We start from the raw sequence: 14,281 nt of genomic DNA on the forward strand, positions 1-14,281 counted from the left end.
AATTTAATTATTTCTCTGCAATTTACATATAAAAAAGCCGTCTGTATTATTGATATTTGGCAACAATTGCAGGTAGCCTTTACCGTCTACTTGTGATGCTAATTTTTCAGAAAGAAAAGGTCTTATGTCGGAAATCTCGAAATTCTTATTTTCACCCAAAAATCTATCAATAATATTCATATTTTCTTCTCTTCCAATCGTACATGTGCTGTACAATATATATCCGCCTTTTTTGACATATTTAGAGCTGGAGCTAAGTATGCTGTATTGAATGTTATTCAGCTTTTTAATATCTTCATCCGTATAGTTCTTTAATTTTATATCCGGCTTTTTCCTTATGATTCCTATTCCGGTGCATGGAACGTCAGCCAATACCTTGTCTGCCTTGTCTATATATTTTTCATTTATCTTGGTTGAATCAAACACATACGCATCCACATTGTTTACGCCTAATCTTTTGCAATTCATTCTTATTAAATCAATCTTATGCTCATGAATATCAAACGCAATAACTTTTCCTTTATTGTTCATTAATTGAGAAATATGTGTAGTTTTCCCACCCGGTGCGCTACATACGTCTATTATAAGATCGTCTGGATTAGGTGATAAAACTTTAGATATGATCATAGCACCTTCATCTTGGATCTGCACAAAGCCATTTTTGTAGATTTCATCACCTGCAATATTTTTTAAATCAATATAATAAGCATCATCCACATACGATCCCTTTTTAAAATTCAATCCTTTGTCAATCAATATTTTTTCAAAATCCTTACTTCCTATTTTTAAAGTGTTAAGCCTTATGGATATCTGCGGCTTTTCATTTAATGACTTTAATATATCCTCAGCCGTATCTTTATCATAATTATTTAAAAGTCTTTTTACAATCCATTCAGGATATGAATATTTAAATGCCATATATTCAACAACATTTTTGTCAGATTTTAATATATCAATCTTTGCAGAATTGCGCACATAATTGCGAAGCACAGCATTAACAAACTTAGAAGCATGTATTCCCGCATACTCCTTAGCAAGATTTACAGCTTCACTAATAGCCGCATATTGAGGCACTTTATCCATATAAATTATTTGATACAACCCCATCTCGAGTATTATCAATATTTTGTTGTCTATCTTTTTGATGCCTTTTGACGAACAACGATCAATTATTTGATCTAAAGTTTGTTTTCTCTCTATTGTACCAAAAACTATTTCTTTAATGAAACTTTTGTCTATATCTCTCAACTCATTGTTATTAAGATACTTGTTCAACACAATATTGGAATATCCTTTTTTTACAATTATATCGTACAAAATTTTAAAAGCAGTATTTCTCTGATTCATTAAAACACCTCTAAAATTTTAATAAATAAGGGATAGAAATTAATCTCTCCTATCCCTTAAAATTATCAGCCTAATAAGATTCATAATAGAAGCAAATGCAGCGGCAACATACGTCAAAGCAGCCGCATTAAGAACCTGCCTTGCTGGATAAAGTTCATCTCTCATGAAAAGCCCACCAGATTCGAGAAGCCTTATTGCTCTATTGCTTGCATTAAGTTCTACTGGCAATGTTATTATTTGAAACAAAACAACTGCTGAAAAGAGTATTATGCCTATATCTATCAATTGTGTATATCCAAACAAAAAACCCATCAGCAAAAGCGGCCATGAAATTGTCGTACCGATATTTGCAACAGGTACGATTGCATTTCTCAATTTAAGAGGAATGTATCCATTAGCATGCTGTATCGCATGCCCTGTTTCATGTGCCGCAACGCCTATAGCTGCTATAGAATCACTGCTATAGACGGTTTGAGAAAGCCTTAGCACTCTGCTTCTTGGATCATAATGATCTGTCAGATTACCTGGTATCATCTCAATGCTAACATCATATAGCCCCGCATCATTTAGCAATTTCCTCGCCACTTCATAAGCTCTGTATCCATATCTGTTTCTTACATTTGAATACCTGTTAAACGTGCTTTGTACTTTAAATTGAGCATACATTGCAAGTAAAATTGCAGGTAACAGCAATATATACGTAGGATCGTAATACCAAAACATAAATCCTATCCTCCATTCGTAAAATTGATAATTGCTTTTTCGACTTCATCTAAATCCACTTTTGTGTTGAAGCAAGGGCCATAAGGTCTTATATTTATTATACCATAAACGGGTATTTTTTTCACATCCAGTATTCCACTTGTTAGGTCTCTTTCACATGCAATAGCAATGATGGCTTTTGGTTTAGTGTCCATGACAGCTTTTCTAGCTAAAGTGCCTCCAGTTGCAATTGCGATTTTTACACCATACTTCTCTTTTAGCTTTATTAAGTCGCTGACCTGACATTTCCCACATCTTTGACAATTGTCAATGTCATTGGTAACTTTAAATTTACACTCATTAAACTGTATGCAATGAGGCGTCAATATCAATAGCTCCTCAGGTAAATACTTGCCTTTTCTTGAACTTACTAAAAAGTTATTGATATTTGTAAATGACTGTTGAATCTTATCCTTCTTAACACCAAATATACCACCTAATATCTCCAAAAGCGGATATAACCCATCTATCAGCAATAATAATGTTTTATTCAGTATTTCATTATTTCTTCCTCTATAAATCACATACAAAAAAGCAAAAACTGTAAGAATCAAGACAATAGTAATTGCAGAGAAAAATAATATCGCAGATCCTATTAAAAAATTATACAAAGCTGAGCTTTTGCTTCTCACAATATAGAAAAGAAAAAAAATACTTAACGTCATTAACAATATCAATATACTCAATAATCCAAAAAAAACACGCTTTTTCCCATTCAAATTGTTATCCCCTCTAATTGATCGCCCTTTTTTATTAAGTGTCCCCTTAAATAGTCTTCAACATTCATTTTTCTCGTGCCTTCACCTTGAATTTCTATTACTTTCAACGCTTCTTTACCACATTTTATTATCAAAGTATCATCTGACTCGATAATTGTACCAGGTTTTTCATCACCAAAATAATGGTATACATCAGCAGACCAAATTTTTAACATGCTGCCATTATAGTACGTATATGCACCAGGCCATGGCCTTAATCCTCTAATGAGATTTCTTATTTCAATAGCATCTTTTTCCCAATTTATAAGCCCCATCGATTTTTCAAGCATCGGAGCATACGTCGCTTTGCTATCGTCTTGTTTTACACTCATTAAAGTACCATTGCACATCATGTTTATAGCATCTATTAAAACGTCTCCGCCTAATATCGCCAGTTTATCATGTATCGTCTCAGCATTATCTTCTTCTAATATTGGTATTGACTTTTGCAATAAAATGTCACCAGTGTCCAATCCCTTTTCCATATACATTATAGTAATTCCTGTCTCTTTTTCACCGTTTATTACAGCCCAATTTATGGGTGCAGCTCCTCTGTACTTTGGAAGCAAAGATGCATGAACATTTATACACCCAAATTTCGGGATTTTTAAAATTTCTTCTGGAAGAATTTTGCCATATGCAGCCACAACTATTAATTCAGGATTCAATCTCCTTATCTTTTCAAATACTTCTTCATTGTTCTTTAATTTAAGAGGCTGATAGACTTCTATGCCATGTTTTATAGCAAATTCTTTTACGGGTGGAAAAGACAATTTTTTGCCTCTGCCTTTAGGCTTATCTGGTTGTGTAATAGCCAACATCACATTGTGACCAAATTCAACCAATTTTTTGAGTGAAGGTACAGCAAATTCAGGCGTACCCATAAACACAATGTTCAAATCACTCCGCCTCCATTTTTTCTTCCTCGTCATTTATTATTCTTATCGCTTTATTTACAAACAATATTCCATTTAAATGATCAATTTCATGTGACAATGCTCTGGCTAAAAAGTCTTCTCCTTCGATTTCTTTATACTCTCCGGTTCTGTCTTGATACCTTACTCTTACCTTTTTAGGACGTTTGACTTCTCCTGTCACGTTAGGAACGCTTAGGCATCCTTCTTTTCCTATTTGTTCGCCTTCTTCTAATATTATTTCTGGATTTATCAATTCTATCAAACCATCTCCAACATCCACTACCACCAGTCTTCTCAAGATACCAATCTGGTTTGCAGCAAGTCCGACGCCATCAGCATTATACATAGTTTCAGCCATGTCATCCAAAATCATAATAACATGATCATCTATTTTATCAACGTATTTTGCCTTTTTATACAGTATAGGATCTCCAATTTTTCTAATATACCTTAATGCCATATAAATCCTCCTTAAATTAAATTAAGCGGGTCCAAATCATACGATAGTTTGATGCCTTTCATAAAATTATGGCTATTTAAAGCATCACATATATCTTCCAAAACACTTCTTTCAACTGATTTTACAATAATCTGCCACCTATAATTGTTTTTTATCCTTTCGATAGGAGCAGATGACGGACCTAATACTTTATTATAACTCTTTATTTCATTTTTGTTAATAGTTTTAATAATCAAATTATGTACCAATGCGGCACTAGATATTACGTTATTTTTCTCTGGCCCTGATATCAATATATTTAATAAATGTGTAAAAGGAGGATACATGTATGTTTCTCTATAATGTATTTCTTCATTGAAAAAAGCTTCATAATCTTGATTTTTTGCAGCTATTATGCTGTAGTTATCATCTTCATATGTTTGAATTATTACTCTTCCAGGCTTTTCTCCTCTGCCAGCCCTTCCCGCTACCTGTGTTAAAAGCTGAAAAGTCCTTTCCCCTGACCTAAAATCAGGTATATTCAGCGTTATATCCGCCAGAATAACTCCTACCAGCGTCACATTTGGTATGTCAAAGCCTTTTGAAATCATCTGCGTGCCTATCAATATGTCTGCATTTCCGCTTCTAAATTCATTAAAAATTTTTTCATGAGCTCCTTTTGTTTTAGTAGTATCAATGTCCATTCTTAAGACTCTACTTTTAGGAAATAATCGCTTAACTTCCTTTTCTACACGCTCTGTTCCAATGCCTAAATATCTAATTCGCTTGCTTCCGCATTTAGGACACGTACGAACTGTATCGATATTGTATCCGCAATAATGGCACTTTAACTTTCCATCATCTGCATGATATGTAAGTGATATATCACAATTTGGGCACTCAGGAACATAACCACAATCCCTGCATACGACAAATGAAGAAAATCCCCTTCTGTTTAGGAACAAAATAGTCTGTTCACCTTTAATCAAATTTTTTTTAATTTCATAATAAAGTTTTCTACTAAATATCGAATTATTGCCATCTGCCAATTCATGACTCATATTGACAATTTCGACTTCAGGTAAACTAATCCCTATTCTATTTTTTAATCTCAAAAGTTTATACTCATTATTGAGAGCTTTATAGTACGTTTCAACCTGAGGTGTTGCAGACCCCAGCAGCAAAACAGCTTTCTCTATCTCACATCTTTTTTCCGCAACTTCTTTTACATTATACTTTGGCTTAAAATCAGATTGTTTATAAGTATTTTCATGTTCTTCATCTATTATTATTAGCCCTAAATTAGAAAATGGTGCAAATACTGCATTTCTAACACCAACGACAATTTTCACATCGCCATTTACAATTTTTCTCCATTCGTCAAATCTTTCTCCATCGGATAATCCGCTATGCAAAACAGCAACCAAATTACCAAACCTTGAAACAAATCTTTCGATAGTCTGAGGCGTTAAAGATATCTCCGGCACCAGGACAATCGCTTCTTTTCCTAATTCGATGCATTTTTCAATAAGCTGAAGATAAACTTCTGTCTTTCCACTTCCAGTAACGCCAAACAAAAGATACTTCTCGAAAATACTTTTTCCAATGATTTTTTTTATTTCATTTATAACTTGCTCCTGTTCTTTAGTGGGAATATGCTTTTTCGTTCTATTACAATCTGTCGCTTTAAACCTATTTATCTCCTCATAATCTACTGACAAAATCCCTTTTTTAACCAAACTGTTTACAGTTGAATAACTTACATTTAAGTCTTTTACTAGATCTGATAATGCAACCAAGTCGCTTTTCTTTAAATAATTTATAATCTCAAGTTGCCTCTGAGTAACTTTACAATCATCAACAAAACTATTATTAAGCTTGACTGTCTTTACCTTTTTTATGCCGCTTTTTGTCCCTGATGGAATGATGCACTGCAAGCTTTCAGAAATATTGCATTTATAGTAGTCTTTCATCCAAAAAGCTAAGTCTAACAATTTGTCATCAAACAATACAATATCATCCACAACATCAGCTATAGGCTTTACCTTGTCTATTGGTACATCTGTTTTTTCTGATAAATTTATAACGTAACCTTCTACTGTACTTCTATTTACAGGCACTAAAACTTTAGTGCCTATCTTTATGTCGTTTATGCCATCTGGCACAATGTAAGTTAAAATCCTATCGATATTTCGTGAATACTCACTTAAAACAACATCAGCAAACATAAATACCCCCATAAAAAAAAGCCTTTAGGCTATCTAATAAAAAGATTTTTTATCTCATCAAGTATTACATGAGCTACATCGGTTTTGCTCATTAAAGGATACTCTTTTACGTTCATATCCTTGTCTATGATGCTAACTATGTTTGTATCACCTGAAAATCCAGCCCCTTCTCTTAAAACATCATTAGCTACAATCAAATCTAAATTTTTCCTTATAATCTTATTTTTGGCACTTTCTATCAGATTTTCAGTTTCTGCGGCAAAACCGACTAAAAAAGTATTACCTTTTTCTTTTCCAAACTCATATAAAATATCTGGATTTCTGACTAACTTCAATGCAAGATCATCGTCATTTTTCTTTATTTTGTTACTTTTATATATCTCCGGCCGATAATCAGCAACAGCAGCAGCTCCAATAAAAATATCAACTTTACCTTTAAATTTCATAACTTCATTGTACATCTCAAGAGCAGTATTTACGTGTATAGTTTCAATATCGATTGGATCATCTATATTTGTAGGACCTGAAATCAAAATAACATTAGCTCCTCGAGATTTTGCAGCCTTTGCAATTTCAAAACCCATTTTTCCAGAAGAACGATTTGTAATATACCTTACTGGATCAATTGGTTCAACTGTTGGTCCTGCAGTGACTAAAACAGTAATACCATCATAATCTTTTTTTTCTATCCCTAATAATTCCAATATTTTTTTCTCGATATCCTCGATTTTTGCTAGTTTGCCTTTGCCAAATGTGCCGCAGGCTAATCTTCCATCTTCAGGCTCTATTATAAAATATCCAATAGACTTAAGCTTCTTTAAATTTTCTTGAAATAATATGTTTTGATACATATTTGTATTCATTGCAGGGGCAATAACAACTTTCGCATTAGTAGCCATTATAGTGGTTGTAAGCATATCATCCGCTATACCATTGGCTATTTTACCTATGATATTTGCCGTAGCAGGAACGATAGCAAACACGTCTGCTTTTTCTGCCAATGCTATATGTTCTATTTCCCAAAACTTAGGACTTTCAAACATATCAACAATCACTTTATTGTGTGTTAGTGATTCAAATGTCAGTGGTGAAATAAATTTTGTGGCAGACTCTGTCATTATAACATCAACATTTATATTCTTTTTAACAAGCCTTGAAACCAAATCTGCTGATTTATATGCAGCAATACCTCCAGTAACACCAATGACCACATTTTTCGTATAAGCCATTAAAACACCTTCTACTTCAAACCAAATTTTTGCCTTTCAAATGTTATAAGTCCTTCATTTATTTCCTCAGTAGCAATTGTCACGGGTTTTTTTGAATCAGTCTCCACAAGACTTGGTTCACCGCTTATTATCTGTCTTGCACGCTTTGAAACTAAAGCACACAAAGTATATTTACTGTCAATTTTATTCATTAAATCTACTATCGATGGATATAAAATCATTTAGCATCTCTCCTTTATTTCAAGATATAATCCCTTATTTCTATCAACTCTGCACTTTTCAGCTTTTATAATCGCAAGGATTTTATCAACAGCTAAATCAACATCATCATTTATCACCACATAATTATATCTGGAAACGAAATTTATTTCTTCATAAGCACTTTTAAACCTCTTTAAAATCTCTTCTTCAGTTTCTGTTCCTCTCTTTTTGATTCTATTCTTAAGCTCTTCCATAGACGGTGGCAAAATAAACACAAATACGCCTTCTGGATATTTGTCCTTAACTTTTAAAGCACCTTGAATGTCGATTTCTAAAATTACATCATGACCTTCATCTATATTTTTTTGTACAAATTCTTTCGGTGTACCATAATAATTATCATACACCTTTGCCCATTCCAAAAGCATGTTATTTTCTATAAGAGTTTTAAACTTTTCAACTGTAGTGAAAAAATAATTTTCACCGTCAACTTCTCCATTGCGAGGTTTTCTAGTAGTCATTGATATGCTTAATTTGAGATTTTCGTCTTTCTTTAAAAGTGCTTTGCAAACCGTTCCTTTTCCAGCACCTGACGGACCGGATATTACAATCAATAAACCCTTATTGTACAATAACATCATTCCCCTTAATCTTCAGATTCTTCTTCAATAATTTCCTCGTCAATTATGTCTTTTGAATTTAGTCTATTTGCAACTGTCTCTGGTTGAACTGCTGATAATATTATGTGGTCACTATCTGTTATTATAACAGCTCTAGTTCTCCTACCATATGTAGCATCAATAAGCATACCTCTGTCCCGCGCCTCTTGTATAATTCTTTTTATAGGAGCAGACTCAGGACTAACAATGGCTACTAATCTGTTTGCCGAAATAATATTGCCAAACCCTATATTTATTAGTTTGATGGCCATAATAATTATCCTCCTACTCTATATTTTGTACTTGCTCCCTTATCTTTTCAATCTGATCTTTTAATTCTATGACTCCATTTATTATACCGAGATCCATTGACTTTGAACCAATTGTATTTGCTTCTCTGTTCATCTCCTGTGTCAAGAAATCTAATTTCTTTCCTATAGGCATAGAACTATCCAGTGAAAACTTAAATTGGCTTATATGACTTCTAAGCCTTGTTATCTCTTCTGAAATGCTCGTCTTATCTGCCATTATTGCCACTTCAGTTAAAAACCTGTTCTGATCAAGTTCACCACCAATAAGCTCATTTATTCGTGTTTCAAGTTTTTTCTTATACTCATTTATAACGGCAGGTCCTCTTTCCTCTATCTTATCAATTATACCACTTAACATGTCCAATCTATTTATTATATCGTCTTTTAATTTTATACCTTCTAAAACCCTCATGTCAATTAAATTTTTAATGCTCATGTCTAATGCTTTATCTACGATAGTCCAAACATTGTCTATGTCTACATTAACGCTTTTCACATCTATTATTCCCGGTATTGATAGAATATCGCTTAATTTTATGTCATCTGTAAGATTAACACTTTTTTTTAAGTCATGAATTATATTTATGTATTGGTTTAAAAGATCGTAATTTAACTCAAGGGAATCAAGACTTTTTTCATAAGCCTCAAGAGAAATATTTATCTCTACTCTACCTCTTTTAATGCTTTCCCCAATTTTTAGCCTTATCCTATCTTCTAACCCACTTAAAACTTTCGGAAGTTTTATCGACAAATCCAAAAACCGGTGGTTTAAACTTTTTATTTCAGTTAAGACGTGAAAGCCATTTTCGATTGCTTCACCTCTGCCAAAACCAGTCATGCTTTTTATCATCTTATCACCCATCAATATTATAATCAACATTATTTCCTTCTAAACAATATCTATATCACCAGTAAAAACTTTTTCGGCTTTACCTGTTAAATAAATATTGTTATCAGATGTCCATTCAATATACAAATCTCCCTTTTTAAAATGAACATAAACATTCCTCTTTGTCCTATTTGTTAATGCGGAAGCCACAGCCGAAGCGCAGGCACCAGTGCCGCAGGCAAGAGTCAAGCCTGCACCTCTTTCCCAAGTTCTCACCGTAATATTATTTTCATCTTCAACTTTGACAAAATCAACATTTGTTCCACGTGGAAATATATGTAATTTTTCAATTAACGGCCCTACATTCACAATCATATTATCATCAATAGAATTAACAAAAATAACAGTATGCGGTACGCCAACTAGTAACGATGTTACAGTATAAGCTCTTCCATCTATTTTTATCGTCTCTTCTATAAATTGATTTTTATCTGTTTTTACTGGAATTAAATCGGGCCTAAAATTAGGATTGCCCATGTGAACTCTTACTTTGTCCACATTATCATTTTCAAATATTAATTCTGGCATTACAATGCCAGACAATGTCTCAACTGACATTTTCCCTTTTGAAACTATGCCATTTTCATAGACATACTTTGCAAAGCAGCGCGCTCCATTCCCACACATTTCTGCTTCACTGCCATCCGAATTGATTATTCTCATCTTAATATCTGCTATTCCAGATGGCTCCACTATCAAAAGACCATCTCCGCCTATGCCAAAATGCCTATCACACAATTTTCTCGCTAAAACGTCATACTCTAACTCTTTGTTTTCTAAATTTTCAAAGACTATAAAATCATTGCCTAATCCATTCATCTTTGTAAATTTCATAACTTTTTCACCTCTTACTACAAATAACGCATATATATTATAACATAAATTTATAAAAAACTGGTTATATAATTTTGCTCAATTAATTTTTTGCAATCATCATATCGCTGATTTATTTGTAATAAATTCATGCCGTGATATACTATTAAGTAGAATTGCATTTAGAAAGGAATGTTCAACATGGCTTTGGATGGAATAACACTATATGGAATAGTCAATGAACTAAAAAGCACACTGCTTGACGGAAAAATAGATAAGATATATCAGCCCGAAAAAGACGAAATCATAATCTTTATCAGAAATAACGGCAAAAATTACAAATTGCTTTTATCAGCAAATGCAAATTTTCCAAGAGTATATCTAACAGATGAAAATAAAGAAAATCCAGTTACTCCCCCTATGTTTTGCATGTTACTTCGAAAGTATTTGCAAGGTGGAAAAATTATAGATATATACCAAAGGGGATTCGATAGAATTTTATTCATCGATGTTTTAAGTCGTGATGAATTAGAAAAAGAGGTCATAAAAACATTAGTAATAGAAATAATGGGAAGATACAGCAATATTATATTAATAGATAAAGAGAGTAGAATTATAGTCGATAGCATTAAAAGAGTATACAAGGATATGAGCAAAATACGGGAAATAGTTCCCGATGTCAAATATGAGATGCCCCCACTACAAGATAAATTTACAATTCAAGATTTTACAAAAGATGATTTGTCAAGAAAATTAAAATTAAAAAGCGGTAAAAAGGTTGATAAAGCCCTTTTAGAGCTTTTTGAAGGATTTAGCCCTGTTTTATCAAGGGAAATTGCATATAGGAGTAAAGTAGATGATAGATACATAAATGAGCTTTCAGAAGACGATATGGAGAAACTGAATTGCAATTTAAATTTATTGAAAAGCCTTTTAGAAAATTCAAATTTTAAACCATGTATTGCTTATATTGACGATAATCCTTATGAATTTTCTATCATTGAACTTACACAGTATGAAAATTTAGTTTTCTATAAAAGTGTCAACGAAGCCGCATTAAAGTTTTATAGAGAAAAAGCAAATGCAGAAAGTTTAAAATCCCGTTCACATGATTTAAAAAAGCTTATTCAAACGCACTTAGAGAGATTATATAATAAACTTGGCAAGCAATTAGATGAATTGAAAAATGCTGAGAATGCAGATATATACAAACTATATGGCGAGCTTATAACGAGTAATTTGTATAAACTTAACAAAAAAACCGATGCATTTAAAACTATAAATTATTATACTGGTGAAGAAATAACAATACCACTTGATATAAAATATACGCCAAATGAAAATGCTCAAATGTATTTTAAAAAATATGCTAAATTAAAAAATGCAGTAGAATTTCTTACAAAGCAAATAGAAGAAACAAAAAAAGAAATAGAATATCTAGAAGGACAACTTTTAAATGTTGAGCAGTGTACATTGCCATCAGAAATAGACGAAATAAGAGAAGAATTAGCAGATACAGGATACATAAAAAAGAAAAATAAAGACAAAAGACAAAAGAAAAGTATATCAAAACCTCTACACTATATATCTTCAGATAATTTTGATATCTATGTTGGGAAAAATAATGTACAAAATGATTACCTTACAATGAAATTTGCAGATATAAATGATGTATGGCTACATACGAAGAATATTCCCGGCTCACATGTCATAATCAAAAGCAAAGGCGCTAATATTCCTGACAGTACTATTTTAGAAGCTGCAAAATTGGCAGCAATGCACAGCAAAGCAAAAAATTCTTCAAATGTACCAGTTGATTACACGTTAAGAAAGTACGTTAAGAAACCAACAGGAGCAAAACCAGGTTTTGTAATCTATACAAATCAAAAAACATTGTATGTGACACCTGATAATAAGTAGGTATTGTACCTACTTATTCGATTTTAAGGATACATCGAAAATAGATTTATAAACTCTTCTATTATTCTCCAACTTGCTTTCCATAAGATGTATATTAGATACTGCAAAATAATCAGAATCTAATTTATGTAGATTGTTTATTTCTTCTATGCTTTTTACCAAAATAATTTCTCTTGCAACAGTAATATGGGCTTTAAATTTTCTATCGTCTTTTTTAAATCCCGCCTTAGATAATTCTGTTTCGATAACATCATGTAATAATTTAAGTCTATCATCATTTTTAACATCCACCCATAGTACTCTTATATTATCTTTTCCTTCAAAACAACCAATTTTATTTAATCTAATGTAAAATGGCTTAAAATTTAACGAAATGTCATTTATTATCTTTCTGATTTTACTAACTTCTTCCTCATTTATCTCGTCAAAAAATTTAAGAGTTATATGTAAATTATCTCTATTTGTCCATCTTCCTTTTATTGTATATTTCTTTAACTGCTCTTGCAAATTCTTAATATCATTTATAATATTTTCACTTAATTTTATAGCTAAAAACGCTCTCATATTTCCTCCATTATGTATTATTTCTATTATTTCCCTGGAAATTATGCTCTAAAAATTCGCTTTTTATAATCCCCATTATCCATTCGTTTATATATCGACCATGTTTATATACAACTTCCCGCAGCAATCCTTCTTTTTTAAAACCACATTTTTCATAACATTTTATTGCTCTCTCATTAAAATCATACACTTTTAATTCTACTCGATGCAAATTCAATTCATTAAATATAAAATCTAATAAAGTCATTATAGCTTCTGAACCAAGACCTTTATTTCTATACTTTTCCTCACCTATCATTACCGCAATTTCACAATGTCTATTTTTCCAATCTACACTGCCATATGAAATATTACCTATATATTCTTTAGTTTCATTATAAATAATTGCAAATTCACCTGATTCACTGTGATTTGTCTTTTTACTAAGCCACTCTGAAATTGAACCTTCCGTCACAGGATATGGTATACCAGGCATCAAAAAATTTCTACTGTCTTCACTATTGCGAAATTCTACAAATTTCTCAATATATTTAGGCTCAAATGGTACAAGTTCAACATTTTTACTTTTTAACATTTTTTCACTTCCCCTCTTATAATTTTAACGCTTATTATACCATAAAAATCAAAAAAGAGATAGTCCATTTAAAACAGACTACCTCTTTTATAAATTTTTACCGGCAGCGACCTACTCTCCCGAGAAATCAGTACCATCGGCGCTGGAGGGCTTCACTTCCGTGTTCGGTATGGGAACGGGTTTTTAACCTCCGCTATTGCCACCGGAAATCTTTCGTTCATTTTCTTTGCATATTCTTCTGAAAAAATCTTATCAACGCTCACAAATTTCGCTTTCTATATATCATCGATTCATTTCGCTACTTTGGCTAACGCCGTCTATGCGTTGTGACGGCTTTCGCTTTCGCTCATACGCCAAACTACGCTACATTCATCGTGATATATCACGAAAGCTTCATTAATCGTTCGCTTTTGATAGATTTTTTCTCTATTTATGCTTTCTTAAATGAACTTTGAATACTGCACAATGCTAAAGGTCAAGTCCTCGACTTATTAGTACCGGTCAGCTGAAAGTATTTCTACTCTTACACCTCCGGCCTATCTACCTCGTCTTCTTCAAGGTGTCTTACTCCTTTCGGATGGGAAATCTTATCTTGAGGTGGGTTTCACGCTTAGATGCTTTCAGCGTTTATCCCTTCCAAACTTGGCTACCCAGCTGTGCAAAAGGCTTT

General features: G+C 32.5%; 15 protein-coding genes and 2 rRNA genes. 1 reads left to right on the plus strand and 16 read right to left on the minus strand.

Features of this window, described 5'->3' with window-relative positions; genetic code table 11:
• Window positions 1-3: 3 nt before the first annotated feature.
• The 12 genes from rsmB to dapF are packed head-to-tail and all read right to left on the minus strand — an operon-like array spanning window position 4 to window position 10,574.
• Window positions 4-1,347: a 16S rRNA (cytosine(967)-C(5))-methyltransferase RsmB gene (rsmB, locus tag BVF91_RS03000; RefSeq protein WP_085112026.1), complete on the minus strand. Its 1,344-nt coding sequence runs from the start codon at window positions 1,345-1,347 to the stop codon at window positions 4-6.
• A gap of 39 nt (window positions 1,348-1,386) precedes the next feature.
• Window positions 1,387-2,070, minus strand: a complete 684-nt coding sequence (locus BVF91_RS03005; RefSeq protein ID WP_085112027.1) for a zinc metallopeptidase — start codon at window positions 2,068-2,070, stop codon at window positions 1,387-1,389.
• A 5-nt stretch (window positions 2,071-2,075) separates the two neighbouring features.
• The gene (locus BVF91_RS03010; protein ID WP_085112028.1) at window positions 2,076-2,828 is read right to left on the minus strand and encodes a DUF116 domain-containing protein; all 753 of its coding nucleotides are present in this window, start codon (window positions 2,826-2,828) and stop codon (window positions 2,076-2,078) included.
• Window positions 2,825-3,766 (minus strand): methionyl-tRNA formyltransferase, encoded by a 942-nt coding sequence (fmt, locus tag BVF91_RS03015; protein WP_085112029.1) that lies wholly within the window; start codon window positions 3,764-3,766, stop codon window positions 2,825-2,827. Before fmt ends, BVF91_RS03010 begins: the two co-directional genes overlap by 4 nt.
• A 1-nt stretch (window position 3,767) precedes the next feature.
• Window positions 3,768-4,244, minus strand: a complete 477-nt coding sequence (gene def / locus BVF91_RS03020) for a peptide deformylase (RefSeq protein WP_085112030.1) — start codon at window positions 4,242-4,244, stop codon at window positions 3,768-3,770.
• 11 nt (window positions 4,245-4,255) lie between these two features.
• Entirely contained in the window at window positions 4,256-6,451 is a 2,196-nt protein-coding gene (gene priA, locus BVF91_RS03025; RefSeq protein ID WP_085112031.1) for a primosomal protein N', read from the minus strand.
• Window positions 6,452-6,480: 29 nt separating this feature from the next.
• Entirely contained in the window at window positions 6,481-7,680 is a 1,200-nt protein-coding gene (coaBC, locus tag BVF91_RS03030; RefSeq protein ID WP_085112032.1) for a bifunctional phosphopantothenoylcysteine decarboxylase/phosphopantothenate--cysteine ligase CoaBC, read from the minus strand.
• An 11-nt stretch (window positions 7,681-7,691) separates the two neighbouring features.
• Entirely contained in the window at window positions 7,692-7,901 is a 210-nt protein-coding gene (gene rpoZ / locus BVF91_RS03035) for a DNA-directed RNA polymerase subunit omega (RefSeq protein WP_013788169.1), read from the minus strand.
• A complete protein-coding gene (gene gmk / locus BVF91_RS03040) occupies window positions 7,902-8,519 on the minus strand; it encodes a guanylate kinase (protein WP_168170177.1) in 618 nt (205 codons plus the stop codon).
• Window positions 8,520-8,527: 8 nt separating this feature from the next.
• Window positions 8,528-8,812 carry an extracellular matrix/biofilm regulator RemA gene (remA, locus tag BVF91_RS03045; RefSeq protein WP_013788171.1) on the minus strand — a complete coding sequence of 95 codons (285 nt, stop codon included), beginning with the start codon at window positions 8,810-8,812 and terminating at the stop codon, window positions 8,528-8,530.
• A gap of 13 nt (window positions 8,813-8,825) precedes the next feature.
• Window positions 8,826-9,731 (minus strand): YicC/YloC family endoribonuclease, encoded by a 906-nt coding sequence (locus tag BVF91_RS03050; protein ID WP_240495787.1) that lies wholly within the window; start codon window positions 9,729-9,731, stop codon window positions 8,826-8,828.
• A 9-nt stretch (window positions 9,732-9,740) separates the two neighbouring features.
• A complete protein-coding gene (gene dapF, locus BVF91_RS03055; protein ID WP_085112034.1) occupies window positions 9,741-10,574 on the minus strand; it encodes a diaminopimelate epimerase in 834 nt (277 codons plus the stop codon).
• Between the two features lie 180 nt (window positions 10,575-10,754).
• Here dapF and BVF91_RS03060 point away from each other — a divergent pair, with 180 nt between their 5' ends.
• Entirely contained in the window at window positions 10,755-12,473 is a 1,719-nt protein-coding gene (locus BVF91_RS03060) for an Rqc2 family fibronectin-binding protein (RefSeq protein ID WP_085112035.1), read from the plus strand.
• Between the two features lie 9 nt (window positions 12,474-12,482).
• On the opposite strand, the gene thpR is transcribed toward BVF91_RS03060, so the two are convergent.
• The 4 genes from thpR to BVF91_RS13370 all read right to left on the minus strand — a co-directional run.
• Window positions 12,483-13,037 carry an RNA 2',3'-cyclic phosphodiesterase gene (thpR, locus tag BVF91_RS03065; RefSeq protein ID WP_085112036.1) on the minus strand — a complete coding sequence of 185 codons (555 nt, stop codon included), beginning with the start codon at window positions 13,035-13,037 and terminating at the stop codon, window positions 12,483-12,485.
• A 10-nt stretch (window positions 13,038-13,047) separates the two neighbouring features.
• Complete coding sequence (locus BVF91_RS03070) at window positions 13,048-13,611, minus strand: GNAT family N-acetyltransferase (RefSeq protein WP_085112037.1); 564 nt, start codon at window positions 13,609-13,611, stop codon at window positions 13,048-13,050.
• A gap of 98 nt (window positions 13,612-13,709) precedes the next feature.
• A 5S ribosomal RNA gene (gene rrf, locus BVF91_RS03075) occupies window positions 13,710-13,818 on the minus strand.
• A gap of 264 nt (window positions 13,819-14,082) precedes the next feature.
• A 23S ribosomal RNA gene (locus tag BVF91_RS13370) occupies window positions 14,083-14,281 on the minus strand; the annotation flags it as partial.

Source organism: Thermoanaerobacterium sp. PSU-2, from assembly GCF_002102475.1.
Lineage (GTDB): Bacteria > Bacillota > Thermoanaerobacteria > Thermoanaerobacterales > Thermoanaerobacteraceae > Thermoanaerobacterium.

What these genes read in the sequence shown, in the direction of transcription:
- remA (WP_013788171.1), bottom strand. Translation starts at nt 8,812, where the DNA reads ATGGCCATCAAACTAATAAATATAGGGTTTGGCAATATTATTTCGGCA.
- gmk (WP_168170177.1), bottom strand. Translation starts at nt 8,519, where the DNA reads ATGTTATTGTACAATAAGGGTTTATTGATTGTAATATCCGGTCCGTCA.
- BVF91_RS03050 (WP_240495787.1), bottom strand. Translation starts at nt 9,731, where the DNA reads ATGTTGATTATAATATTGATGGGTGATAAGATGATAAAAAGCATGACT.
- def (WP_085112030.1), bottom strand. Translation starts at nt 4,244, where the DNA reads ATGGCATTAAGGTATATTAGAAAAATTGGAGATCCTATACTGTATAAA.
- BVF91_RS03060 (WP_085112035.1), top strand. Translation starts at nt 10,755, where the DNA reads ATGGCTTTGGATGGAATAACACTATATGGAATAGTCAATGAACTAAAA.
- BVF91_RS03070 (WP_085112037.1), bottom strand. Translation starts at nt 13,611, where the DNA reads ATGTTAAAAAGTAAAAATGTTGAACTTGTACCATTTGAGCCTAAATAT.
- coaBC (WP_085112032.1), bottom strand. Translation starts at nt 7,680, where the DNA reads ATGGCTTATACGAAAAATGTGGTCATTGGTGTTACTGGAGGTATTGCT.
- priA (WP_085112031.1), bottom strand. Translation starts at nt 6,451, where the DNA reads ATGTTTGCTGATGTTGTTTTAAGTGAGTATTCACGAAATATCGATAGG.
- rsmB (WP_085112026.1), bottom strand. Translation starts at nt 1,347, where the DNA reads ATGAATCAGAGAAATACTGCTTTTAAAATTTTGTACGATATAATTGTA.
- dapF (WP_085112034.1), bottom strand. Translation starts at nt 10,574, where the DNA reads ATGAAATTTACAAAGATGAATGGATTAGGCAATGATTTTATAGTCTTT.
- BVF91_RS03005 (WP_085112027.1), bottom strand. Translation starts at nt 2,070, where the DNA reads ATGTTTTGGTATTACGATCCTACGTATATATTGCTGTTACCTGCAATT.
- thpR (WP_085112036.1), bottom strand. Translation starts at nt 13,037, where the DNA reads ATGAGAGCGTTTTTAGCTATAAAATTAAGTGAAAATATTATAAATGAT.
- rpoZ (WP_013788169.1), bottom strand. Translation starts at nt 7,901, where the DNA reads ATGATTTTATATCCATCGATAGTAGATTTAATGAATAAAATTGACAGT.